At 35.4% G+C, this 25,409-nt stretch carries 25 protein-coding genes; 6 read left to right on the forward strand and 19 right to left on the reverse strand.

All coding sequences use genetic code 11. The features are described from left to right. Window positions 1–90 precede the first annotated feature (90 nt). The gene (locus tag AC1B0Z_RS08425) at window positions 91–822 is read left to right on the forward strand and encodes a metallophosphoesterase family protein (protein ID WP_483795212.1); all 732 of its coding nucleotides are present in this window, start codon (window positions 91–93) and stop codon (window positions 820–822) included. Here the strand turns inward: AC1B0Z_RS08425 and AC1B0Z_RS08430 are convergent. From AC1B0Z_RS08430 to AC1B0Z_RS08465, 8 genes are all read right to left on the reverse strand, one after another. Next, the gene (locus tag AC1B0Z_RS08430) at window positions 819–1,535 is read right to left on the reverse strand and encodes a TIGR04283 family arsenosugar biosynthesis glycosyltransferase (RefSeq protein WP_483795213.1); all 717 of its coding nucleotides are present in this window, start codon (window positions 1,533–1,535) and stop codon (window positions 819–821) included. The two genes, AC1B0Z_RS08425 and AC1B0Z_RS08430, sit on opposite strands and share 4 nt — an antisense overlap. Further along, the gene (locus AC1B0Z_RS08435) at window positions 1,528–2,478 is read right to left on the reverse strand and encodes a DUF547 domain-containing protein (protein WP_483795215.1); all 951 of its coding nucleotides are present in this window, start codon (window positions 2,476–2,478) and stop codon (window positions 1,528–1,530) included. Before AC1B0Z_RS08435 ends, AC1B0Z_RS08430 begins: the two co-directional genes overlap by 8 nt. A 19-nt stretch (window positions 2,479–2,497) precedes the next feature. Further along, a complete protein-coding gene (arsM, locus tag AC1B0Z_RS08440; RefSeq protein WP_483795216.1) occupies window positions 2,498–3,469 on the reverse strand; it encodes an arsenosugar biosynthesis arsenite methyltransferase ArsM in 972 nt (323 codons plus the stop codon). 74 nt (window positions 3,470–3,543) lie between these two features. Further along, complete coding sequence (locus tag AC1B0Z_RS08445; RefSeq protein WP_483795218.1) at window positions 3,544–4,356, reverse strand: purine-nucleoside phosphorylase; 813 nt, start codon at window positions 4,354–4,356, stop codon at window positions 3,544–3,546. Beyond that, entirely contained in the window at window positions 4,349–4,978 is a 630-nt protein-coding gene (locus tag AC1B0Z_RS08450) for a TIGR04282 family arsenosugar biosynthesis glycosyltransferase (RefSeq protein ID WP_483791533.1), read from the reverse strand. Before AC1B0Z_RS08450 ends, AC1B0Z_RS08445 begins: the two co-directional genes overlap by 8 nt. Then, on the reverse strand, window positions 4,971–5,465 hold the full coding sequence (locus AC1B0Z_RS08455; RefSeq protein WP_483791534.1) for a rhodanese-like domain-containing protein: 495 nt from the start codon (window positions 5,463–5,465) through the stop codon (window positions 4,971–4,973). Before AC1B0Z_RS08455 ends, AC1B0Z_RS08450 begins: the two co-directional genes overlap by 8 nt. Window positions 5,466–5,474: 9 nt before the next feature. After that, window positions 5,475–6,530, reverse strand: coding sequence for an arsenosugar biosynthesis radical SAM (seleno)protein ArsS (gene arsS, locus AC1B0Z_RS08460; RefSeq protein WP_483795282.1), 1,056 nt, complete (start codon window positions 6,528–6,530; stop codon window positions 5,475–5,477). 272 nt (window positions 6,531–6,802) lie between these two features. Beyond that, a complete protein-coding gene (locus AC1B0Z_RS08465) occupies window positions 6,803–7,138 on the reverse strand; it encodes an arsenosugar biosynthesis-associated peroxidase-like protein (protein WP_483791535.1) in 336 nt (111 codons plus the stop codon). A gap of 202 nt (window positions 7,139–7,340) precedes the next feature. Between AC1B0Z_RS08465 and AC1B0Z_RS08470 the strand changes: the two genes are divergently transcribed. From AC1B0Z_RS08470 to AC1B0Z_RS08485, 4 genes are all read left to right on the forward strand, one after another. Beyond that, window positions 7,341–8,822: a xylulokinase gene (locus AC1B0Z_RS08470; protein ID WP_483791536.1), complete on the forward strand. Its 1,482-nt coding sequence runs from the start codon at window positions 7,341–7,343 to the stop codon at window positions 8,820–8,822. 192 nt (window positions 8,823–9,014) lie between these two features. After that, window positions 9,015–10,340, forward strand: coding sequence for a xylose isomerase (xylA, locus tag AC1B0Z_RS08475; RefSeq protein ID WP_483791537.1), 1,326 nt, complete (start codon window positions 9,015–9,017; stop codon window positions 10,338–10,340). Window positions 10,341–10,418: 78 nt separating this feature from the next. Continuing rightward, complete coding sequence (locus AC1B0Z_RS08480) at window positions 10,419–11,858, forward strand: sugar porter family MFS transporter (RefSeq protein ID WP_483791538.1); 1,440 nt, start codon at window positions 10,419–10,421, stop codon at window positions 11,856–11,858. A gap of 191 nt (window positions 11,859–12,049) precedes the next feature. After that, window positions 12,050–12,418, forward strand: coding sequence for a VOC family protein (locus AC1B0Z_RS08485; RefSeq protein WP_483791539.1), 369 nt, complete (start codon window positions 12,050–12,052; stop codon window positions 12,416–12,418). Here AC1B0Z_RS08485 and AC1B0Z_RS08490 read toward each other — a convergent pair. The 9 genes from AC1B0Z_RS08490 to AC1B0Z_RS08530 all read right to left on the reverse strand — a co-directional run bounded on the left by AC1B0Z_RS08490 (window position 12,415) and on the right by AC1B0Z_RS08530 (window position 20,379). Then, complete coding sequence (locus tag AC1B0Z_RS08490; RefSeq protein ID WP_483791540.1) at window positions 12,415–13,257, reverse strand: pseudouridine synthase; 843 nt, start codon at window positions 13,255–13,257, stop codon at window positions 12,415–12,417. The two genes, AC1B0Z_RS08485 and AC1B0Z_RS08490, sit on opposite strands and share 4 nt — an antisense overlap. 67 nt (window positions 13,258–13,324) lie before the next feature. Beyond that, window positions 13,325–14,275 carry a carbon-nitrogen hydrolase family protein gene (locus AC1B0Z_RS08495; protein WP_483791541.1) on the reverse strand — a complete coding sequence of 317 codons (951 nt, stop codon included), beginning with the start codon at window positions 14,273–14,275 and terminating at the stop codon, window positions 13,325–13,327. Then, complete coding sequence (locus tag AC1B0Z_RS08500; RefSeq protein WP_483791542.1) at window positions 14,276–15,178, reverse strand: geranylgeranylglycerol-phosphate geranylgeranyltransferase; 903 nt, start codon at window positions 15,176–15,178, stop codon at window positions 14,276–14,278. Between the two features lie 73 nt (window positions 15,179–15,251). Next, entirely contained in the window at window positions 15,252–16,181 is a 930-nt protein-coding gene (locus AC1B0Z_RS08505) for a mevalonate kinase family protein (RefSeq protein WP_483791543.1), read from the reverse strand. A 70-nt stretch (window positions 16,182–16,251) separates the two neighbouring features. After that, window positions 16,252–17,349, reverse strand: a complete 1,098-nt coding sequence (locus AC1B0Z_RS08510) for a diphosphomevalonate decarboxylase (RefSeq protein WP_483791544.1) — start codon at window positions 17,347–17,349, stop codon at window positions 16,252–16,254. Between the two features lie 5 nt (window positions 17,350–17,354). Next, on the reverse strand, window positions 17,355–17,888 hold the full coding sequence (locus tag AC1B0Z_RS08515; protein WP_483791545.1) for a DUF1697 domain-containing protein: 534 nt from the start codon (window positions 17,886–17,888) through the stop codon (window positions 17,355–17,357). Next, on the reverse strand, window positions 17,881–18,294 hold the full coding sequence (locus AC1B0Z_RS08520) for a DUF4174 domain-containing protein (RefSeq protein WP_483791546.1): 414 nt from the start codon (window positions 18,292–18,294) through the stop codon (window positions 17,881–17,883). The genes AC1B0Z_RS08515 and AC1B0Z_RS08520 overlap by 8 nt, the downstream gene beginning before the upstream one ends. Before the next feature lies 1 nt (window position 18,295). After that, window positions 18,296–19,513, reverse strand: coding sequence for a BaiN/RdsA family NAD(P)/FAD-dependent oxidoreductase (locus AC1B0Z_RS08525; RefSeq protein WP_483791547.1), 1,218 nt, complete (start codon window positions 19,511–19,513; stop codon window positions 18,296–18,298). Then, entirely contained in the window at window positions 19,513–20,379 is an 867-nt protein-coding gene (locus tag AC1B0Z_RS08530) for an acyl-CoA thioesterase (protein ID WP_483791548.1), read from the reverse strand. The genes AC1B0Z_RS08525 and AC1B0Z_RS08530 overlap by 1 nt, the downstream gene beginning before the upstream one ends. Window positions 20,380–20,506: 127 nt before the next feature. Between AC1B0Z_RS08530 and AC1B0Z_RS08535 the strand changes: the two genes are divergently transcribed. Then, window positions 20,507–21,307 carry a hypothetical protein gene (locus AC1B0Z_RS08535; protein WP_483791549.1) on the forward strand — a complete coding sequence of 267 codons (801 nt, stop codon included), beginning with the start codon at window positions 20,507–20,509 and terminating at the stop codon, window positions 21,305–21,307. Here AC1B0Z_RS08535 and trxA read toward each other — a convergent pair. Both trxA and AC1B0Z_RS08545 read right to left on the reverse strand, forming a co-directional pair. Beyond that, entirely contained in the window at window positions 21,304–21,615 is a 312-nt protein-coding gene (gene trxA / locus AC1B0Z_RS08540; protein ID WP_483791550.1) for a thioredoxin, read from the reverse strand. The genes AC1B0Z_RS08535 and trxA overlap by 4 nt on opposite strands. Before the next feature lie 98 nt (window positions 21,616–21,713). After that, window positions 21,714–25,385: a metallophosphoesterase gene (locus AC1B0Z_RS08545; RefSeq protein WP_483791551.1), complete on the reverse strand. Its 3,672-nt coding sequence runs from the start codon at window positions 25,383–25,385 to the stop codon at window positions 21,714–21,716. Window positions 25,386–25,409: the final 24 nt, after the last annotated feature.

A 25,409-nucleotide genomic window follows, 5' to 3' on the forward strand; every position in this document is an offset into this window, starting at 1 on the left:
CAATAATTTATAAATTTTAATCTAAAATTAATACTGTATCAGGGTTAAGTTTAGGGAATCTCTTAGCTTTGTAAAAAACTAATTTTTAGTATGCGCACATTTGCAATAGGAGATATTCACGGAGGACTAAAAGCTTTAATACAGTTACTAAATAAACTGGAGGTTAAAGATGAAGACAAACTAGTTTTTATGGGCGATTATGTAGATGGTTGGAGTGAATCTGCCCAAGTAATACAGTTTTTGGTTGAACTTTCTAAGACAGTCAACTGTATTTTTATAAAAGGCAATCATGATGTTTGGGCGGAGGAATGGTTACGAAATGATGAAGTTAACCCAACTTGGTACATGCACGGAGGAAAAGAAACCATGGAAAGTTACGATGGTTTTACAGATGAACAGAAAAAAGAACATCTCAGCTTTTTTGATAGCTTAAAAATGTATCATTTAGATACTGAAAACAGGTTGTTTTTACACGCAGGTTTCACGTCGATGCACGGAGTTGAAAAGGAGGTATTTCAAACGACGTTGTATTTTGACAGAACACTTTGGGAAATGGCCTTAACCATGGACAAGCGTATTGAAAAGAATTCAGAATTATACCCTAAACGTTTAACGCATTACAAAGAAATTTACATCGGACACACACCAACAATCAATTATAGCAAATATGAACCCATGAATGCTATTAATGTTTGGAATGTTGATACAGGTGCTGCATTTTTTGGGAAATTATCCGCCATAAATATTGACACTAAAGAAGTGTTTCAGAGCGATGTAGTTAAGGACTTATATCCTGATGAAAAAGGAAGAAATAAAGGTTAAAATTTCATCAAATTCTCAACATAATAAGACTTAAGCTCATTCGGAGAAGCCCCTAAACGGCTTTTTAAATGAATTCTCCAAAAATGGAATTGCGTTTTCCAAATACCATGTTTTTGATAACAACGAGCAGAAGTTGTTAGCCATTTTGGGATTACAACAAACTCTTTTCTAGCGTATAATCTTGTAATCAGATCATTGTCTTCATAAATACAAAAGCGTTCATCATAACCGCCAATATCATTAAAGAGTTGACGCGTTATAAACTGACTTTGGTCACCACCACGACTTGCTTTAAATGGCAAGGCAGTTAACCAACCAGCCAAGGTTAACCACCAATGACTACTATCAAATTTCATTCTAAAACAACCAGCATTATTACCTTTTTTTACGGTTCTAATAATGTGTTTATCAAAATTTTGAGGAGGAAAAGAATCGGCATGTAAAAAATAGAGAATATCACCGCTAGCGTTTTTTGCACCATGGTTCATTTGTTTGGCACGCCCTTTTTCTGAATGGATTAATTGTATAAATGCATCATTCAATTCGCCAGATACATCAACAACTATGTCTTGTGTGCTATCAGTACTTCCTCCATCAACTACAATAATTTCTTCGATATTTTCTTTTGAAGCGTTTTTACAAAGATGGCGAAGCAGATTTTTAATATTTCCTGCTTCGTTTAAAACTGGTACAATGATTGAAATTTTATTCATTTAAAGTCCAACTGTAGTCCTTAAAACGCTTTTTTGCATTTTGTGAAATTTGTACGTCGGCATATTTATTTAGAAAGTCAATAATTGAGCCATGCTGTTTAAAATCTTTAGCAAACCATTGAAATATTTTTGAAAGTTCAATACTATTTTGAGACAGTACATTCCTTTCAGGGTCACTTAAAAACTCTTTAGTTGCCCTTGTAAGTTGAGACTCTAAATTTAAGGCAGTAAAAGCTTCGTTTTGTAATTTCGGACAACTGTAAGAAGCGCAAACAATAGCAAAATGAATACGTGGCTCATCCATTTTTCGCAAAATCTGATGCTCAATTTCATCTAAATTATACCATTTTTCTCCTAATTTCCAATGGCGCTGTTTCCAAGGGTCTTTAATATCTTTGATACTCTTTATAGGATAATGGCGTAAAATGAGGTCAACAGTTAATGCGTTGTAGGCATTTATCCAATAAGCTAATTTTTGAGGTTTTGTCCAATTAGTGTTTGGCGTGTTATTTGCCAATTGCTCAATATAATTTAATAAAACTTCTCTATTTTTTTTTAAACCCAGATAATCTACATTTCCACTTTTAGAAACATGTTTTTTTAATAAATCGTCCCAAAAATCGTGATTGAAAGTTTCTGTATAGAGAATTGTATCATGTTCAGGCTTCGGCTCCTCAATTTCCTCTTTTATTGTTCTTTCAGCTATCGCACCAGTAGTAGTTTCACTAGAATTCCTAATTAAAGGCTTATCCACAATTTCAATATCAGTGCCGGAATCCGGCACATAAAGTGAATCGGTCATTTTAATTACTTTTGTTGTAGTTGCCATGGTATCTATTTGTTTAGTTCCAGTAGAAGAACTTTCAGTTTTCGCTACCACCTTTTTTGTTCCAGTGCATGCTAAACATAAGCAGACTAACAATATGAGGCTAAAAATTTTCATAACTAATTTTAATTATTAACTAACAACACCCTCCTCCATCATAGTGGTAGGTAGATTCACTAATGAAAATATCATGCCGATTTAAATTTGCCAATGCACCTGCTGTTTTATCACAGATAGCTAAAGGCTGGTTTTTAAGTAATACATGCCCTTTTTTATCATCAAAATAATCATCTTCACCATAATAAATGGCCGCTTTACCAGTAAAAATACATGGGCCATCTTCAGGCATTGGGTCTTTTATAGCTGCAACCTCAATCGATTCTATATAAATCAATTCATCTGTTGGATAATGCTTAGGATCTAAAATACGATAGGGTTTTCTTGCTCTAATTTCAATAGTGCCAAAACCAGCATCTGTCAACATTTTTACATATTCAGCAATAGGTAAGCTACCACTTAAACATAAAGCACGCAATCTATCATCATTACGTAAAGTGTCGTTCATAGGTTGCTCGCAAGTAGGATCACTCATTACCAAACGCCCATGAGGTTTTAAAACACGATACATTTCAGCAATGGCCTTTTTTAAATCATCGGCTTTAAAAATATTGAATAAGCAGTTTTGCGCAGCTACATCAATAGCGTTGTCTTCCACAGGAAGGTTGAGAGCGTCTCCTTTTTTTAAATCAACAAATTCACTTTTAAACCAATCGTTTTGGGCTTCGGCTTCAATAAAGTTTTTTCGAGAAGCTTCCAGCATTTCATCAACAACATCCACACCTATAACACCTCCTTTTTGCCTGTTAAAGTAAGCGAACTGCAGCAGTTCCATACCGCCGCCAACACCAACATAAAGCATTTTCGGATTATTAGTTAAATCTCGTGCATGAACGGTGGAACCACAACCATAGTTCATCTCCTGCATAATCTTCGGGATTTTTAATCCAGGTAACTCCCAAATGGGATTTGTGGTACAGCATAAACCAACATCTGGAGTTAGGGCTGCTTCTTTATAAACGTCGTGGGTAGTGTCTAAGTATGTGCTCATGTTTCAGTTTTCAGTTTTCAGTAAGCAGTATCAGTATTCAGTGGATTGCCAACTGCATACTGAACACTGCGAACTTACAATGTTTCTATCAATTCTTTAAAAAGGGTAACCATATTGGGTTCTGCCTTGCCTGCCATTGCAATAATTTCGACAATATCCACAGGTTTTAGATTATCTGGGTCGCATTCATCTGTTAAAACTGACACTGCAGCCGCTTTTAATTTTAGATGATTTGCCACTATAATTTCTGGTACAGTACTCATTCCAACGGCATCAGCTCCCATTATTTTTAGCATTCTATATTCGGCTCGGGTTTCTAGTTGAGGGCCTACCACGCTTACGTAAACACCCTCATGCAATTTGATACCTTTTGAAGCTGCTATACTTTTAAATTTAGTATTGATAGCCCCATCATAGGGCGCACTCATATCCACAAAACGTTCACCCAATTGAGCAACGCCTTTAAATGCCAATGGCGAACTGCCCTGAAGATTGATATGATCTTCAATTAACATCAATTCCCCTTTTTTGAAATTCAAATTGATAGCACCTGCCGCATTGGAAACCAATAAGGTATGAATGCCCAGTTTTTCCATGACGCGAACAGGATACGTAACATCTTGAAGTGAGTAACCTTCGTAAACATGAAAGCGACCTTGCATAACAATTACCTTTTTGCTAGCAAGTTTCCCAAAAATGAGTTTGCCTTTATGGAATTCTACAGTTGCAGTTGGAAAGTTAGGAATGTGATTATAACTTACTTCCTTAATAATTTCAACGTTATTAATAAGCTGACCTAGACCTGTTCCTAAGATGATACCAATTTCTGGAGTATCAAAGCCTTTTTCTTTAAGATAATCAACCGTCTCGTTTATAAACTTAATCATTTAATTTTTTAATTTTTTCTTGTAATTGAAGGTTCGATCTGTAAAACTCTGAGGTAGTCAAATCCTCAAAAGTATCAATATCGTTTAAAGTTTCTAAAATACTATAATTCATGTTTGCAGACTCTAATTCTTGAAGGGTAATTTTTAACAAATTGGATTGACTCCAAGGTTTATTGTCAAAAACGCAATCATGAATTTTTGAAAGCCCGATAAGGTAATAGCCTCCATCTAATGCTGGCCCAAAAACCGTTTGAGATGTTTCCAAAGCTTTTAACCCCTTTGCAATATGGGAAGCATTTATGTCCGGAAGGTCCGATCCGATTAAAACAATACGTTCGTAACCATCTTCAAAACCCTTGATAAACGCATTTTTCATTCGTACACCAAGGTCTGAACCTTCCTGTACGTATTTATCAAAATCCTTCCATTTTTCATCAATAATCACATCAGAAAAGTATATACGTTTGTCGGCCTCAACATTGGCGGTTGCCTTTTCAGTGATTTTAACTAACTCCTTGTAAACTTCAAAAGCACCTAAATCACCAATGGTTTTGGCTAGTCGGGTTTTTACCTTTCCAAGTTTTATATTTTTTACAAAAACAATAACGAGTTCTTTACTCATAAACTTTTATACCTTTTTTTAACCATTTACTCCATGCTTTAGAAAAAGCATGTACAGAGTCCGTCGGTTTTTCATTTTCGTTGACTACTTCTAAATCTTTATTTTTCCATTCAAAAATTCCGCCGTACAAGTTCAGTACATTTTTATAACCTGCCTTCTTAAGTTTCTCGGCAATATCTTCAGAGCGGATACCTAAAGAACAGTACACTACTATTTTCGAGTCTTTATTGGGGAGTTTTATTACGGTTTTCTCTAAATTAAAACTATCATAACCTACACAAATAGCGTCTTCAAGATGGCTGGTTTTAAATTCTTTGTCTTCTCGTGAATCTAAGAGAATAACATTCTTTTTAATTTTCTGCAATGAATCTATTGAAATATAAGGTACGGATTCGGTATTTTGTTGTTTTAAAAGTTTGGACAATTTCTTCTGGGAAAACCCAGAAATAGAAATACCTATACAAATGAAAAGAAACAAAAACTTCATATATATTTTTTAAGCTACTGATCCTTGACAACTACTTCCTGCTCCAGCAGTACATCCATAGCAATGTTGTGAAATTACGATATTTCTGCCTTCCAAAAGATCTTCATTGTATTCTGAAATATGCTTCGCCTTACTATTTACGGGTAATTCTAACATCTGATTGAAATCACAATCATAAAGATAGCCATCCCAACTTACTGAAAGTGTATTGGTACACATAACGTTTGCTACAGCAGCAGGGTTGTATGCTTCTACCAATTGATACATATAGTCTTCATAATTCTCCGAGGCAATTAAATAATCTAAAAACCTAGAAATCGGCAGATTTGTAATGGCGAATAAATTGTGAAATTGAATGTTAAAATCTTCCATCAATGCCTTTTTAAAATCTTTCTCCATCGACATTTGGTCCCCAGGTAAAAATGCGCCTGATGGATTATAAACCAAATCTAAACGTAAACTGTTATCTGGCATACCATAACCCACAGCGTTTAATTCCTGAAGCGCTTTTATAGACATATCAAAAACGCCTTCACCTCTTTGTTTATCTGTTTTTCCGCGTGTCCAATGTGGCATAGAGCTCACTACATGAACATTGTGCTTTTTAAAAAATTCTGGTAAATCATAATACTTTTTATTGGCACGAATAATTGTAAGATTAGAGCGCACTATAAAATCTTTGATACCAGCTTTTGAAGCTTCTTCTACAAACCATCTAAAGTTAGGATTCATCTCTGGTGCGCCTCCAGTTAAATCTAGTGTGTGAGCGCCTGTATTTTTTATGACGTCTAAACATTGTTGCATGGTTTCTTTGGTCATTATTTCTTTACGATCTGGACCAGCGTCAACATGACAGTGTTCGCACACCTGATTACACATGTAACCTACGTTGATTTGAAGAATTTCCAGCTTTTTAGCTTTTAACGGAAACTGATTGGTCTCTGCTATTTTTTTTGCAAAAGTAGGCAGTTCACCGTTTTGGAAAATACCATTGGATAGAATTTCTAACTGTCTTTTGCTCTGAGCCAATGAGCTTTCTCGCTTATGAAGGGATTGTGTTTTTATTTTCGTCATATATTTTATTAAGAGCTATTAATCTCGATGAGTTCTGGCTCGCGTTAGGGATTGTGCTTCGAGTACCTCAGCAGCCAATGCATTTGTTGAAGCTCCCCGACGTAGGAGAGAACCACTGCCGAAAGCCCGACCCACTTGCCCTGAGGAACTCGAAGGGTGTGGGTAACGCCCAAAAAATGATTAATTCTATTACGCCTTACTATTGTCATTTTTACGTTTGAGTGAAGTTCCTCCTCAACGGGAGAGGTTAGCAGGGGCTTATTTTACCCATCCAACTTATTAACCTTGTTCATCATTTGTACACCATGCACAAGGGTTGCGCCACTTTTTATGGCAGCTCCAACGTGTATAGCCTCCATCATTTCTTCTTTAGTTACGCCACGTTGCAAACCGTCTTTGGTATAAGCATCAATGCAATACGGGCATTGCTCGGTATGAGCCACCGCTAAAGCAATTAAGGATTTTTCGCGTGCTGTAAGTGCACCTTCTTCAAAAACTTTACCGTAATACTCAAAAAATTTGCTACCCAATTCTTCACTCCATTCTGTGATTTTGCCAAATTTTCTAAGGTCTGCGGGATCGTAATATGTTTTCTGCATTATAAATTTTTAATGTAAATATAAACATCTGTTAGGTTATGTCGGTAAATTTAGCTGCACTTAACATAATTTTTCAATATTTAACACTACTAAAAATTTTCGTAGAAAGCAATGCGATATTTTTGGAATAAAGCTTAAAAACGAAGGTTATTTTCATAACTTTCAAGACTGAAATTTTTTCAAACTAACTAAAACTAAACAGGTGTATTATATTGGATACGATTTAGGAAGTTCTTCTGTAAAAGTGGCGATTGTTAATGCCGAAACAGGAGCAAATATCATTACCTTAAATGAACCCACAAACGAAATGGAAATTGTGGCACCACAGCAACATTGGGCGGAGCAAGACCCAAATATGTGGTGGCATCATATATGTGTGGCAACCAAACGTGCTATAAAAGAAGGTAATATTGATGCTGCAAAAATTACTGGTATTGGAATTTCTTACCAAATGCATGGACTGGTTGTAGTTGATAAAGCTGGTGAACCTTTACGAAATTCTATTATTTGGTGCGATAGTCGTGCTGTAGAGATAGGAGATACAGCTTTTAAAGCTTTAGGAGAAGATATTTGTATGGATAAATTACTAAACTCTCCCGGAAATTTTACCGCTTCAAAATTAAAATGGGTGCGTGATAACGAACCTGATATTTACACGAAAATTGATAAATATATGTTGCCTGGAGATTTTATCGCCATGAAATTATCAGGTGAAATTAACACGACGAAAAATGGACTGTCAGAGGGTATGCTTTGGGACTATAAAGCTGATGCGGTAGCAGATTGGTTACTAGAGCACTACGATATAAATACTAACTTAACACCAAGCATCGTTGAAAATTTTACTAGCCAATGCAAGGTAAATGTATCAGGGGCAAAAGATACAGGATTACCGGAAGGCATTCCAATTACGTACAGAGCTGGAGACCAGCCAAACAACGCACTTTCACTTAATGTATTTAATCATGGTGAGGTGGCTGCTACCGGAGGAACCTCTGGCGTAGTGTACGCCGTTACCGAAGTGCTAAAGTCAAAAGAACCTTCTCGTATCAATCATTTTGCACATGTAAATTATACCAATAGCAATCCTACCCTAGGCAAGCTATTGTGCATAAATGGTGCAGGTATTCAATACCGCTGGTTAAAGGATAATTTAGTTTCCAATTCTTATGAAGCTATGAATGCCAAAGCAGAGGTTGTACCTGTAGGATCAGAAGGCGTCTGTGTGATTCCTTTCGGAAACGGTGCGGAGCGCATGTTTAACAATAAAATTGTGGGTACGCATTTTTGCAATTTAAATTTAAACACGCACAGCGAAGGGCATTTATGTCGCGCAGCTCTGGAGGGTATTGCGTTTTCATTTGTGTATGGCATGGACATTTTAAAAGGCGATAACGCTGAAATAAAAGTGATAAGAGCAGGAAATGATAACTTGTTCCGTTCCGAAATTTTCTCGAATACTGTAGCCACTTTAATCGGTCATGATATCGAGATTTATAATACCACAGGTGCTGTTGGTGCCGCAAGAGCCGCAGGTTTAACTGATGGTGATTTTAAAAAGTTTGGAGATAACATCACCGCTAACGACCACGTGATGACTTATAAACCACTCGGGAATAAAGCGCCTTACGAGAACGCTTACCAAAATTGGAAAATACAATTAGAGGGGTTTTTAAATAAATAGCATTTGGGCGCCTGCCTGCCGGCAGGCAGGTTACCCAAGAGTCGGGCTTTCGCTAGTCGCTCCTCCTACGTCGGGAGCTTCAACAAATGCATTAGTTGCTGAGGTACTCGAAGCACAATCCCTAACGCGGGTGCAGAACGTAAAAAAAACAACATAGAATAATAATTAAATAAACGAATAAACACATAACACATGGCAATTTTAGGAGACAAAGAATATTTTAAAGGAATTGGAGAAATTAAGTTTGAAGGAAAGGATTCAGATAATCCTTTGGCATTCAAATATTACAATCCAGACCAAGTAGTAGCTGGTAAAACAATGCGAGAGCATTTTAAATTTGCAATAGCGTATTGGCATACCTTCTGCGGACAAGGTGCTGATCCTTTTGGTCCTGGAACTCAAAATTTTGAGTGGGATCAATCAAGCGATCCGCTTCAAGCAGCAAAAGACAAAGCCGATGCTGCTTTTGAGTTTATCAGTAAAATGGGCTTTGATTATTTCTGTTTCCATGATTACGATTTAGTTGCAGAAGGTGCAACGCTAGCAGAATCAGAAAACCGATTAGCAGCCATAACAGATTACTTAAAAGAGAAGAAAGATGCTTCTGGCATTAAATTACTTTGGGGAACAGCCAATTGTTTTTCAAACCCAAGATACATGAACGGTGCCGCTACAAACCCAGAGTTTGATGTGGTTGCCAGAGCAGGGGCTCAAATAAAACTAGCTCTAGATGCTACGATAAAACTAGATGGTGAAAACTATGTGTTTTGGGGAGGTCGCGAAGGTTACATGTCGTTATTAAATACCGATATGGGGCGTGAGTTAGATCACATGGCACAATTATTAACCATGGCAAGGGATTATGCACGAGGTCAAGGTTTTAAAGGTACGTTCTTTATTGAACCAAAACCAATGGAGCCTATGAAGCACCAGTACGATTTTGATGCTGCTACAGCAATTGGTTTCCTTAAAAACTACGGTTTAGACAAGGATTTTAAAATGAATATTGAAGTCAATCACGCAACATTAGCGCAACATACGTTTCAACATGAATTGGAAGTTTCAGCAAACGCAGGAATGTTAGGAAGTATTGATGCTAACCGTGGTGATTACCAAAATGGTTGGGATACAGATCAGTTCCCAAATAATATTCAAGAAACTACAGAAGCTATGTTGGTATTCCTTAAAGCAGGCGGCTTGCAAGGTGGCGGTGTTAACTTTGATGCTAAAATCAGAAGAAACTCTACAGATTTAGAAGATATATTCCATGCTCATGTTGGCGGTGCCGATACTTTTGCACGTGCGTTAATTACTGCAGATAAAATCATTTCATCTTCAGCTTATGATAAGTTAAGACAGGAGCGTTACGCATCATTCGATTCAGGAAACGGTAAGGCCTTTGAAAGTGGTAAATTAGACTTTAACGATTTATACAAAATAGCAAAAGAAAATGGAGAGTTACCTTTAAAGAGTGGTAAACAAGAATTATTCGAAAATATAATTAATCAGCATATTTAATAGCTGAGCTCTAAATTAATATTCTTTACATTTGAAATCAATTAAATTGAAATCGCTAACATTTAAAACGTCATTATTTTGAAAACTGAAGAACAAGTAAATAAATTATATGTCATTGGAATAACCTTAGTAGCAACCTTAGGAGGGTTTCTTTTTGGATTTGATAGTGGCGTGATAAATGGAACTGTAAAAGGTTTGGAAATTGCCTTTGAAGCTCAAAATATTGGTAGTGGTTTTAATGTTGCATCGATGTTATTGGGTTGTGCTATAGGTGCGTTTTTTGCAGGGAAGTTAGCCGATTTATATGGTAGAAGATCCATGCTTATCGTTGCTTCCATATTGTTCATCGTATCTGCATGGGGATCTGGGATTTCAACATCTTCTATTGAGTTTATAATTTATAGGATTCTTGGTGGCTTAGGTGTTGGCGCAGCCTCAGTAATGGCACCTGCTTATATAAGTGAGATAGCACCTGCAAAATATCGAGGTGCTCTGGCAACCACCCAACAAATTGCAATTATTGCAGGTTTGTTTTTTTCGTTCTTAAGTAATTATAAGCTAGCCGATTTATCGGGATCTGCCTTAAATCCATTGTGGTGGGATTACGAAACTTGGCGTTGGATGTTTTGGATTGAGCTAATACCTGCTACAATTTTCTTTGTGTCGCTATTATTTATACCAGAAAGTCCAAGATATCTTGTTGCAAAAAGCCATAAGGAAAAAGCACAGAAAGTTCTAAGCAAGCTCTATGGTTCAGTTACTGGAGAGCGAAAAGTAGAGGAAATTGATGCTTCCATATCTTCAGACCACAAACCTCGGTTTTCTGATTTGTATGACAAAACATTAGGAAGAATTAAACCTATTGTCTGGGTAGGGATTGGACTAGGAGCATTTCAACAATTTGTTGGTATCAACGTAGTATTCTATTATGGTGCCGTATTATGGCAAGCTGTTGGTTTTGATGAAGGTGATTCATTATTAATCAATGTGATTTCAGGTGCTTTGAGTATTGCTGGTGTGGTGCTATCACTATTCTTAGTAGATAAAATTGGAAGAAAACCTATACTAATGATTGGTTCAATTGGCATGAGTATTACCTTAGCTTTAGTAGTATATGCTTTTTCTACCGGAACTATGGAACTAAATGCGGTTACAGGAGAAGAAACTTTAGAATTAAGCGATAGCATGGGAATACTTGCTCTAATTGCTGCAAACGCATATGTGATGCTATTTAACTTCTCTTGGGGGCCTGTAATGTGGGTAATGTTAGGAGAAATGTTCCCAAATCAAATAAGAGGTTTGGGTTTAGCAATTGCAGGACTATCACAATGGATAGCAAATTTTGTTGTTACCTTAACCTTCCCAATGTTACTTGGGTCAGCAGGTCTAGCTTTTGCATATAGTTTATATACAATAGGCGCTATACTTTCAGTGTACTTTGTTTATAAATATGTCTATGAAACCAAAGGGCTTGAATTAGAGGAAATGGAAAAGCTTGGAAGAAGTAATATCAAATAAAAACAATATTTGATTGGAATGGTATTCAATCTTTCTTTGAATACCATTCTTTTTTAGCCTTACCCTATAATCTCAAGGCTTCGCCACATTGATTATAACACTGATATTCCACTTATGAAACCGCTTGCTAAGATATTCTTAGTATAAAGCAGGTTAAAACGCAGTATTTTTAAATAGTTTATTTTTTGAAGATGCATCATCATATAAAATCCCTCCGATCCTTCATAGGCGCCAAAGATTACAGCCTTTCCAGACAGTTTTACAATGATTTCGGATTTGAGGAACTAAAGCTCTCAGATAAAATGTCTTACTTTAAATCAGGAGACTTTGGTTTTTACTTGCAAGATTATAACATTAAAGATTGGATAGATAATTCTATGATTTTTATGGAGGTCGAGCACTTAGAAACACATCTAAAAAATATCAAAGCACTTCATTTAGAAAACAAATATAAAGATGTGAAAATTTCAGAAATTCATTATAATGATTGGGGTAATGAATATTTTGTACACGACCCATCTGGGGTGCTATGGCATATTGGTGAGTTTAAAAACCCTTAAAGCATCTTTAAGGTATTCAACTCCTGTTCTGTTAAATGCTTCCAATGCCCACGAGGGATATCTTTTTTGGTTAAATGCCCGATCGCCACACAATCCAAGCTTAAAATATCGTAGTTAAAATGCTCAAAAATAGTTCGGATTATAGTATTGCCAGTATTCTTGATTTTTAAACCGACTTCCTTTTTACTAGCTCCATCTATAAAACTTATTTCTTCCACTTCTATTAGTTTCCCTTCAACCTTAAACCCATTTTGAATCTTCTTTAAATCTTCAAGTTTTAGGTTTTTATCCAGTTCAATATGAAATAAACGCGCTACCCCATTTTTAGAATGAGTGAACTTTTTATGAACCGAATCATCATTTGTGAACAATAATAAACCTTTTGAATTTCTACCTAAGCGACCAATAGGTTTTATCTTGGCGTTGGTAGCATTAGCGACTAAATCCATTACCGTTCTGCCCTTTCCCTCACTAGTAGTTGTAGCAAAACCTTTTGGCTTATTTAGTAACACATAGGCTTTTTTCTCTGGGCTAATTCTAGCACCATCATAGCGTACCTCATCGCCTGGTTTTACCTTAAAGCCCATTTCAGTGATGATTTTTCCATTAACCGAAACCAATCCTGTTGCAATATGCACATCAGCTTCACGTCGTGAACACACTCCTGCATTGGCGACATATTTATTCAAACGGATTTGATCTGGATTTCCAGATTTTTTATGTTGTGAATTAGTCTTCTTAACAGGGGTTTTATCTTTGGAAATGTTTTTATAGCGCTTGTTACCACCATCAAATTTTGATGGTTTTCCTTTCCCTTTACCGCCTTGTTGCTTATTCATCACTGTAAATTTTGTGCAAAGATATACCTAATAATTTATGATTGATGATTTTGGAATAAGGATTTATCTATTTGTTGAATTTTACAGTAGACTGTCTCTCGGTATTCACCTGCAATTGTGTAACGTCTGGTCTGGAATAATGTCCTACCGCATCAAAATTTTGTCGTTCCTCATACACGCGATTAAAGTCAATTGTTTCAATGATTAAACCTGATTTATGTAAAACGGGTGCAACAATCCATTCGCCGTCTGGACCAGCGATACAACTACCACCATTGGCCAAAACATCAGGTGCTTTATCTAAAATTTCATCCAAATATGGCGTATCTTTTGGAAAATCTTCTTTAGTCATCAAACTACTTACCGAAATCACAAAACTCCGAGATTCCCTAGCGATAAACCGTGTAATATCTTTGGTGTTATGGTCGCTCCCAGGCCAAACGGCAATATGTAAATTTTCACCTAAACCATAAAGCGCAGCTCTGGGAAGGGGCATCCAATTTTCCCAACAATTTAAACCTCCAACCGTAAAATCTTTTAATTTATGCACTTGCAAACCGTTACCATCTCCTGGCGCCCAAGTTAAGCGTTCATCGTAGGTAGGTTGGAGTTTTCTGTGTACAGATTGTATCTTTCCATTGGCATCTATATAAACTAAAGAGGCATAAATACTATGGCCACCACGATCCAAAGGGCGCTCAATAATCCCTAAATAAGTGGCAATTTTGTGTTTTTTAGCTAATTCACAAATTGATTCTAAATCCTCCTCTTCAACAGTAATTGAATTTTTTACATAATGTGCATGTAGCTCTTTATTCACCTTGGTATTCCATTCTGCTCCTCCTGTTAAAGCCAACCAAAATGGATACCCAGGTACTAAACCTTCCCCAAATACTATTAATTCGCAATTTTCTTTTGAAGCATCACGTATAGCCTGTTCCACTTTTTTTAAGGTTTCAACTTTGTTCAACCAAACTGGGGAAATTTGAGCTAGAGCAACTTTTAATAAATTTTGCATTTAAATTCGATTTAAAATAACACTCACATCGATCAGTAATATACTAAATACCCCTGCAAGAATTATAAATTTCAAAATATTGTGTAATATCAAATATTGAATCTTAGTCGTAGATTTCCACAATAATATCATAAAAATTACCAAAAGGAATAAACTTAAATAGAAGAAGAGATACATATACCCTACCTCATAATGAAATAACAATAAATACATTGGCAATAACGTAGCCACTGCTAATAATGTGAGCATAATTTTTGAAGCCCGTTCACCATAGGCCACTGGAATAGTGATGTAGTTTTGCGCGATGTCTCCTTTTATATTTTCGAGATCCTTGGTCAGTTCGCGCATTGAAATCATTAAAAATAAAAATATGGCATGCACAAAAATTACGGATTCAAAATTCTTGTAATACATAAAAATGGCAAAGAATGGAGTAATAGTTAATATAGCAGATGTTAGATTTCCAATAAATGGTAATTTCTTCAGTTTATGCGAATAAAACCAAATACCGAAAATATAAATAGAAAAGAATATTACGGCCTTAAAAGACACATAACTTGCCATTATCACCGCTATAAAATTGAGAACAAAATAGAAGGATAGTTTGGTGTTTTGACTGACTAGGCGATCTAATCTTGACTTTATTGGCCGATTGATTAGATCCTTTTCAGAATCATAAAAATTGTTGATAATGTAGCCCGCCGCAATAGTTGCCCCAGTAGCCAAAACGAGCATTAATAAATTTAAATCAAAAATTACTGTTTTTAACGGCTTATCATACGCCAAAATATAAATAGAGGTTAGGTATTGGGCAATTACAATCACCAGAATATTGTACCCTCTAACCACAGAAAACATACTAAAAAACTTAAGAAGAATATGTTTCTGTCTTCTGGAAAGCATATGTACAGTTTAATGCCCTTTACATAAGCTCAGGGTGGCGTTATTTTTAAAATGATCAATAAAGATAAGAATATTAGAAGCTATAAACGACTTCTAATTTATGATCGGATAATGCTTGTTTTGCTTTGTCTATATCCTCCGTAAAACCAAGAATATAACCACCTCCACCAGAACCGCAAAGTTTTAGATAATACTCGTTGGTTTCGATACCTTTTTTCCAAAGTTCGTGAAAATGCTTCGGAATCATTGGTTTAAAATGGTTTAACACAATTTTAGAGAGTTGCTTGGTATTTCTAAACAAGGATTTAATATCGCCTTTTAAGAAATCATCCACACAGGCATCGGTATGCTTAATAAATTGATTTTTCAACATACTACGGAAGCCTTCCTTCTTCATATTTTCCATAAAAATCTGCACCATAGGAGCAGTTTCACCAATGATACCGCTATCTAATAAAAATACGGCACCATTACCTTCGCTTTGTTGGGCAGGAATACCTGTGGCTTCAATGTTATCTTTTGAATTGATAAGTATAGGAATACTCAAATAACTGTTTAAAGGGTCTAAACCTGAGGAACTTCCATGGAAAAAAGATTCCATAGCTGAGAATACACCTTTCAATTTCAATAACTTTTCTCTGGTAAGATTTTCAAGAACGGTAATTTTATCAAAAGCATATTTATCATAAATAGCAGCAACCAATGCACCACTACTACCCACACCGTAACCTTGGGGAATGGAGGAATCAAAATACATTCCAGAATCAACATCTGCTTTTAAACGCTCTATATCGAAACGAACAATATCCGCATCAATACTGGCAAGATGTTCAACAAAACGTTTTAAACTTTCGTTTGATTGTAATGCTTCTTTTGACGTATTGTCATCCTTTTTTAAAGCTCCATTATAAAAACTGTAGGGAATGGATAAACCTTTGGAATCTTTGATTATACCATACTCTCCAAAGAGAAGAATTTTTGAGTAAAAGAGTGGTCCTTTCATAATAGCTATTTTGCTTGGAGCAATTTGTTTAACAAATATAATTAAAATATAAACAAACTAATTAATGATCTTATAATTTATTAGCCCCCAAACCAATAACGTCACAAATATACTGTCCATTTTGGCAATATGCAACTAATTCATTCTGAATGAATTCTAAAACCTTTGGTGCTTCACGCTCAGGATATAATACATGTACGTTTGCACCTGCATCTAAAGTAAAACAAACTTTAGAGCCTGTTTGCTTTCTGTAAGCCCAAATTTTATTCATGATTTCCAACGTATTTGGTTTCATCAAAATAAAATAAGGCATACTTGTCATCATCATTGCATGCAACGTAAGTGCTTCGCTCTCAACCAAAGCAACAAAGCCATCTAAATCACCTTCCTTTAATATAAAAATGATGTTTGAAAGGTTTTTACTGGCCTGTTTAAAGCGCTCTTTAGCAAAGGGATGCCCATGCATTAAATTGTGTCCAACAGTACTGCTTACTTGCTTTTCGCCTTTATCAACCAATAAAATGGTGTCTTGATAATTTTTAAAAACGTCATGAACCACGTATGGATATTTTACACCAAATAAGTCCGAACTGCCTTCAATAGCATCATGCTTTCCCCAAACCACTAAATCGCCTTCCAAACTTCTACATGCACTCCCAGAACCTAGGCGTGCTAAAAACGACGCTTTTTTGATGAAGCTGGATTCCTCGACTGCACTCGGAATAACATCAGCCTTTGAAAGTTCTTGTTCAACGCTCATCAAACACAAGGCTAAAGCACTCATTCCCGAAGCTGAAGATGCTATTCCTGAACTGTGAGGAAATGTATTGGATGTTTCTATTTTAAAATGATAGTCTTTCAAAAAAGGCAAATACACCTCAACCCTTTTAAAAAACATTTCAATTTTTGGTTTAAATCCATCTTCTTTTTTCCCATCCAAAAACACTTCAAATGAAAAGTTATCACTGTCTCCCTTTTTAGTGTAGCTTAAAGTAGTTGTTGTTTTACAATTGTTTAATGTAAAACTAATAGAAGGATTTTCTGGAATTTGATTTTGCTTTTTGCCCCAATATTTCACTAAAGCTATATTACTTGGAGATGACCAAGTAACACTTCCTTTGTCAATTGAACTCTTATATGCTTTTGGTATAAAGTCTTTTTCTATCATAGCAATTATTCTGCCGACAAAGATAATAACTTTACCATTGTGTTATAATTTCTGGCGGTGGCGATAACTTTTAATTTTCTTTCAAAAAAATTATTACTGAATTTTGCTTTTCCATAACCAACAGAACAATAAAAATATACACAATTATCAGTTATTTGAAATTCCTCGTTTGGATAGGACAATTTCGAAATCTCATCAACTTTGGCTTTTTCTGCTTTGGAGAATAGCATCATAAAATAACTCTTTTCCTTTTTTTCCTGTGGAAAAGGGCAATTATCAAAAATTTGTTGTAATTCCTCTAGCATTAGCACTAGAATTGGCACTTCAAACCCAAAATGTTTTTCTATAGCATCATAAATCTTTATTTCTAATATTCCTTTATCTTTTTCTGAAGATTGAAAGATAACATTCCCACTTTGAATATAAGTTTGTACTTGCTCTAACTCAGATTTGGAAAGTAATTCACGTAATTCTGCCATGGGAATTTTCTTTTGCCCACTAACATTTATGCCACGAAGTAATGCGATATATTTAGTCATTTTCACCCTTTTTGTTTTTGAGCTCTTGACGTCGCATTGGCATTCTATCGATCAAGTTAAAAAACGTATCAGTCTTTTCTATTTGATTTGATGTGTATTTTTCACCACCATCCAATCCTATCAACTTAACGCTAAAACCTTCTATTTCTTTATTGCTTTTGAATATTTTTTTTCCTTGCTTAAAATCATGAAACATACAGCTATTTTCAATGCATTTATAAATGACTAATCTTCTGTCTATGAGCTTCTCTTTTTCTTTAAAAAGTAAATCAAACTGGATTTCTGCCTTTTGAAGATTATAATTATCCGATGAAATAACGATAACACGATTCTCCCATAAATGGGTGTCTAAGTTTTGCGACCAGATCATATTGGAAAAAAGAAAAAGCGTAACTAGATACTTCATTTTAAGATGAATTTACAATGTCTAAGGCTGCAATATAACCTCCTGTCCATGCATTTTGAAAGTTGAATCCTCCCGTAACCGCATCAATATTTAACACCTCACCTGCAAAATAAAGGTTTTTAATTTTCTTACTCTCAAATGTTTTAAAGTTTACCTCCTTAAGACTTACGCCTCCAGCAGTTACAAACTCTTCCTTAAATGTGCTTTTACCATTAACATTGAAAACAGCTTTGGTTAATTGGGTTGCTAGTTGTTCTAATTGTATTTTGTTTAAATCTGCCCATCGGGTTTCAACCTGAATTTGGGATGCCACAACCAATTTATGCCACAAACGTTTTGGTAAATCAAATTGTGTGGATTTATACACTGCTTTTTTTGACAAATCCTGTTTTAAAACTTTTAAAACATCCAAACAATCTTCAAAGGACTGTTTGATAAAATTAACTTCAATCTGAAATTTATACTCTAGTTTTGCCAATTCCAAAGCACCAAAAGCGGATAGCTTTAAAATAGATGGTGCACTCATCCCCCAATGTGTTACCAATAAAGGGCCTTCGCTCCATAAATTGGTTTCTAAAACTTGTATGGAAACATGTTTTGCAACAACACCAGGGATATCTTTAATGCGCTCATCCTCAATATTAAACGTAAATAATGAAGGTACAGGCTGTGAAATGGTATGCCCTAAACCTTCCAGTAAATTCCAAATTTTAGGGTTACTTCCCGTGGCCATCAAAACTTTTTCTACTGAAAATAGACCTTGTGTTGTTTCTATATTAAAATTGTTTTCTTCTTTATGAATTGATTTCACAGAATGGTTATAAAATACCTCAACACCAAACTTATTAGCTTCATTTAAAAAACAATCGATGATGGTTTGTGATGAGTTTGAAACTGGAAACATTCTGCCATCATCTTCTATTTTTAGAGCCACACCCCTTTTTTCAAACCAATCAATGGTATCGCCTGTCATAAACTTGTGAAAAGGCCCTAATAACTCTTTTTCACCACGGGGATAATTATGAACTAGTTCAGAAGGTATAAATTCAGCATGTGTTATATTACATCGTCCGCCACCAGACACTTTTACTTTAGTTAGCCCATCTTTTCCTCGTTCTAAAATAGCTACTTTCAAATTAGGGTTTTGTTCCGCGATATTAATGGCTGCAAAAAAACCTGCAGCACCGCCCCCAATGATAATTACGTCTTTCTTAACCATTATTTTGCTATGGGTCTTACCAATCCCTCCTGCGCTACTGAAGCTATTAATTTTCCATCTCTAGTAAAAATATGTCCTCTTGCAAACCCTCTTGCCATAGCCCCACTGGGCGATTCCATATCGTAAAGCAACCAATCTGAAAAATCAAAATCCCTAAAAAACCACATAGAATGATCCAAACTTGCCGTTTGAGTGTTGCCCCAATGGGCTTTACTGGCATTAGGATTTAATGTAGACACCAAAATATTATAATCAGAAATATAAGTTAAAATCTGTTGCTTAGTTGCCAAATCTAAATTCTCAACATTTCCCTTCAATTTAAACCATACCTGATGTTTTGGAAGCAAATCTTTAGGTTGTAAAGGGTTGGCAAAAGCTGTTGGCTTAAATTCTATAGGGCGTTTTACTTCTAAAAACGATTTCAATCCTTTGGGAAGTGCATCTCCAAATTCTTTTCGCATATCGGTCCAACTTAACAAATCCTCTGGAGGATCTATATTTGCTGGCATTTCAATTTGATGTTCATAACCTTCCTCCTTTTTATGAAATGATGCTGATAAGATAAAAATTGTAGTCTCTTTTTGATGCGCCGTTACGCGTCTTACAGAAAAACTTCCGCCATCCCTCACCTTACTAACGTTATACGTAATAGGACATTCTAAATCTCCAGCTTCCAAAAAATAGGCGTGCATGGAGTGTAAAACTCTATGGTTTGTAATCGTTCTACTGGCCGCATTTAAAGCTTGCGCCAGCACCTGCCCGCCAAAAACAATAGGACTACCCACCGTTTTACTTACCCCGTTAAAAGCATCATCACTAATTTTATCTAAAACTAAAAGATTCAGTAAGTCATCAACTGTCGTCATAAGCAAAGATTTTCACCATAAAACTATCAATTAAAAAGGGATTTCCCATATTTTATAAATAGTTTATGATATTTAACTTTCATTTGGAGCTCTAAGTTGTAATTTTGAAATGATTAAAAAATTAAGAATGCACCAAATACAAAAATTGCTTTTAATTTTCATCTTATTAAATGCATGCCAAACCGGCAAGTTAAGTGTAATTGCAGATGTACCAAAAAGTTTAAAAGAAGCTTCAGCTATTGAGACAGTAGTAAATTCTGATTTACTCTGGACGATTGAAGATTCTGGAAACAAAAACAATATTTATGGATTGAATACGAATGGCGACATCATAAAAGATATTGACATAAAAAACTCCAGTAATATTGATTGGGAGGATTTAACTTCGGATAAAGAAGGCAACCTGTACATTGGTGATTTTGGAAACAATAGTAAAAATAGAGACGACTTCACCATTTACAAAATATCTCATTTTAGCAAAGATAAAACCAACGCACAACGCATCAACTTTATGTTACCTAAGGATGTGAAGCCAAAAGACTTTGAAGCGTTTTTTATTTGGAATGGATTTTTCTATGTATTTAGTAAAGAAAACAAATCTAGCATGCTATTTAAGGTACCTAATAAAGTTGGGCTACACACCGCTATTTTAGTTAAAGAGTTTAAGCTAGATGGCAAGAACCACAGGATCACTTCGGCCGACATCAGTGATAATGGTAAGATCGTAGTATTATTAAACCATGACAAACTTTGGAAAATTAGCAATTTTAAAGATGATAACTTCTTCGATGGAAAAATTGAAGAACTAAAATTTGACCATAACACCCAAAAAGAGGGAATTTGCTTTAAAGATTCTAAAACAGTTTACATCACTGACGAGAGAGATAAGGGCGATGGTGGAAATTTATACACCTTTAACATAGATTAAACCGCATTGCCTGAATGTGTTTTTATCACATTTAAAATATCATTTTTTTGCAGCACCCCTGATTGCCTCCATTTTGGTTCACCGTTAACAAAGAGTATCATCGTAGGCACACTTCTTACTTGATATTTTAGTGCCAGCTCGTTATTTTTATCAATGTCAATCTTTACAATTTTTACGGCATCTCCAACCTCATCTTTTACATCTTTAAGAATTGGCATAAGCGCTTGACATGGGCCACACCATGTACCGAAAAAGTCTACTAAAACTACTTTTTCTGAATTGGTTATATCGTTAAAACTACTTTTCATTTTTATTTATTTTTGATGTCTTTTTAGACGCACAAATCTGGATAACATTACGTCAGAAAAAATGAGATCCTGAAACAAGTTCAGGATGACACTGAGTGTCAAAACCCAAAGCCTAACTTAAATGCCAAAAGCAAGCCATCATCACTATTGAAGGCAGACACATTTAAGGTCATCATATCTGCGGCATTTGCAAAAACACCACCACCAATGGAATTGTTCCATGTGTTAGAGTCTTCGCCATCTAGCCACACACGACCATAATCTACTCCTCCGTAAAACCCAATATTTAAAGGTAGAAGTCCTGTTTTTACTTTACGAAGGTTTAGTCTAATATCTGTACTTTGTACAAAAGCAGAATTACCAATAAAACGCTCGTCTCTATACCCTCGTAAGCCATTATTTCTTCCTAAGCTAGCTGCTTGGTAAAACTCAAAATCATCACCTAAATTAAATTGGCCACTTAACTTTGTAGCTAAAACCAATTGCCCACTAGACACCAATTTATAGTCAAAAGCTAATTCTGGAATAATGTACCCAAACCCTTTAGAAGTGCTTACATTATTTCTATAACCTGCCCGAATTGCGAATAGCATTCCCAAGGTAGGAAAAGCAGCATTATCATTATTTGCATATTCATATTTTGCATCTGCGCCATAGAAGTCTTGCTTATCAAAAACAGAAGTGTTAATTACATCGGGTTCTGCAATAAATCGTCCTGCAGTTCTATCTACTTCATTAGATTCGTATGACACACCTATTTTAAAACTAGCGCCCATTCTCCCTCTCCATGTCAATGCTGGTGCAACCTTAAATGTTCTTAGCTTTACACGATTATAATCTAAATCGAACGCATCATCATCTTCAGCATTTGGATTTGTTGTTTCATTACCAAACCCAAAGAAATTGATAGCATAGTTTGGACTTGTAAATTTTGTATCGACTGCTAAATTCCAATGCCCTATAACATTTGCAAATTCCGCATGATACCCTAAATCAAAACCATTTGTAGCAAAATAATATGCCGCAGAAAGTGTGTGTTGCGAACTAAACGGATTGCGCTCAAAACCGTAATTGGTTAACGTGTTTGTAAAACCAAGACTTAAACCATCATCAGGGTTAGCGCCAATAGTTGGCAAAAATTGATTGGAGCTATTTTTTAGCTTTTTATGATTGTAAATATTGGTTTCGTAATCATCAGTAAGCTTTACATTGCCTTTATTGGTTAAGAATGTGTTTTCTTTTGATTTATGGTCGTAGATCTTCAATCGGCTTCCGTTAGAAATATTATAAACATCATTATTTTGCCCACCAATGATACGTACTTTTATCATCTTATTGCCGTTACCAAATACTTCAAACTGATCATCATCATCCAAACCATAAATCCAGATTTCCTTGGTATCGTCACAAGTGTATGTTCTGCTATGAAATTTATCCTTTTTCTTCCCTTTTTTAATCCTGTAAACTTCAACTTTAGTTTCACCATTAGGCAATCGCTCTATATCAAACCAGTCATCTTTATTAGTACCTTTTATAACTGCATATTTATTGATATGCTTGTAATAGGCATCTGATATTTTTTGAAGATTTGCACGTCTTCCAATCAGCTTTTGTTTTATCTCTTGAATTGTATTTTGATTGATTTCAGGCGGAAAATTTGTAAAGGCATCATCGATGATATTGTCGGTTAAATGCTTCACAATCCTATCTACTTGAGCATCCCAAACAGCCTTACCAGATTGATTGATTAATGCCATATCTAAAGGATAAGGCTCAAAATTAAACCATTTAGGACTTTTTAATTCTTCCTCATAACTTTGCAATAAACGAAGTCCAGGTACTATTTTAGTAGCTACACTAAGCAAAGCTCCATCTGCCATTATTGAAAACGCTTGGTCTCTATCTCTTGGTACAGGGCGATATACTTTTTTACCATCAATTTTAAACTCCGCCCAACGCCATTGGTCTTCATGCCTATCCCAATCTCCTAGAAGCATATCAAATAAACGTGCTCTTATGTAGGCTTCCTCATCAATTACAAAATCTTCGTCTTTGTTTATTTTTTTCAAAACATCATCCGTACTAATCATTTTGTTAGAAAATCCAAAACTTGCTTTATCTCCATGCCCAGAATCAGTGCGCTCTTCAATCATATAAAGCGCATCTCCAAATTCATCTGCGAAATTACCAAGTGCATTTTGTTTTGGCACATAATACAATACAGGATTTGTGTGATAAACATCTACCGCATCTGCAAGCTTACCAATAACAAAAGGTGCGTAAGGGTGTGAACCTGTAAAGACATCTAACAACAGCCCTTCGGTATATGTATCATCAAATTGCCCTTCTATATATTGATCTTTAAATGCCACGGCTTGTATGTATTGTATCGCATTTTTTCTAAGGGCACGCATAACGTATTGTCGCCCTTTTTTATCTTCCAAACGAAGCGACATTGATTGGTGTCCTCCACCTTTTCTAATCATTTTTAAGCCTCCAAATAACGTATCTAAATCCACTGTTGGCGCTTTTACCAATGTACTAAAATCCTCTCTGTAGCGGTCTCCCCAGAAGAATTGAAAAAGACCTCCTTTAGTAGTTTCTTCTTCAGAATATATGGAAGCAACTTTATTTTTTGGATAGGATTTAGGATAGGTAGTAAAAACTTTTTTATCATTTGCCTCTAGAACATTTGATTGAAAAACCAATTTTCCATCTGTATAAAAACGCACATAAGACGAACCATCTTTAAAAATATCTAAACGGGCATAACCCATTGCTCCATAAGAAAACTGACCGCCACCAACATTACGCGTTGCCATCTTTTTAGATCCTGAACCACTGACAATCTGCGGTAGATTATCTTTTAATATATACTGCAGGTTATGGTCGTGCCCAGATACAAAAATGGTTTTATCATTTTCTTGCGCCAGAGTAATGATGTGTTTTCTAAACTCATTGTACAGTTTATTTTGGTTATCAACCGAAGTAACTCCTCCTGTTTTTCTGATTAAGTTTTTAAGTATTCCTAAAACTGGAATTGGCGACATATGACTTCCAAACGAATATTGCCCACCATGAGACCCATTGGTAAACATAGGATGGTGTATGGCAATTATAGTTGTTTTGCCTCTAGCCTTTTTTATCTCACCTTCTAACTCATCAAAAAACTTAGTTCTGGTTTTTATATCGCAATCATCATTTATGGTTGGATGTTTATCCCAATTGGTTAAATACCATTCAGAATCAACAACTATTAAAACAATATCATCTGTAATATCAATATTTTCAATAGGGCAACCATCTTCGGGTAAAAACGTGTTTTTCCCTAAGGCATCTTCTATATATTTTTCTTGTCGCTTAAGTCCTTTTAAACCATCGCTATACCAGTCATGATTCCCTGGAATAAAAACAGTTTCTCCATTAAAGTCTTTTACTACATTAATTTGAGCATCCAATTGTTTTTCTGCTGAAGCACGCCCCTCTTCTCCTTTTTTGGGTAAGCCTTTTGGATAAATATTATCTCCCAGAAAAATTACAGTACTATTTTTTGAAGCTTTTGATAATTCACTCTTAAAATAAGAAATAGCTTGGGATGATTCTGGTTCTCCAGAAACACCTGCATCTCCAATAAGGTAAAATGAATGTATTATATCTTTATCTGGAAAACTAGGTTGTGCGCCTTCATTCTTGTATTGTGGCTTATAGGTCGCACAAGCCTGAAAAACACTTATAAGAATGAACGATACTAATACATTTTGAAATTTCATTGATGAGTGGATTAATTCTTAAAG

The sequence above is a fragment of the Hyunsoonleella sp. J2K-J805 genome, from assembly GCF_057167125.1.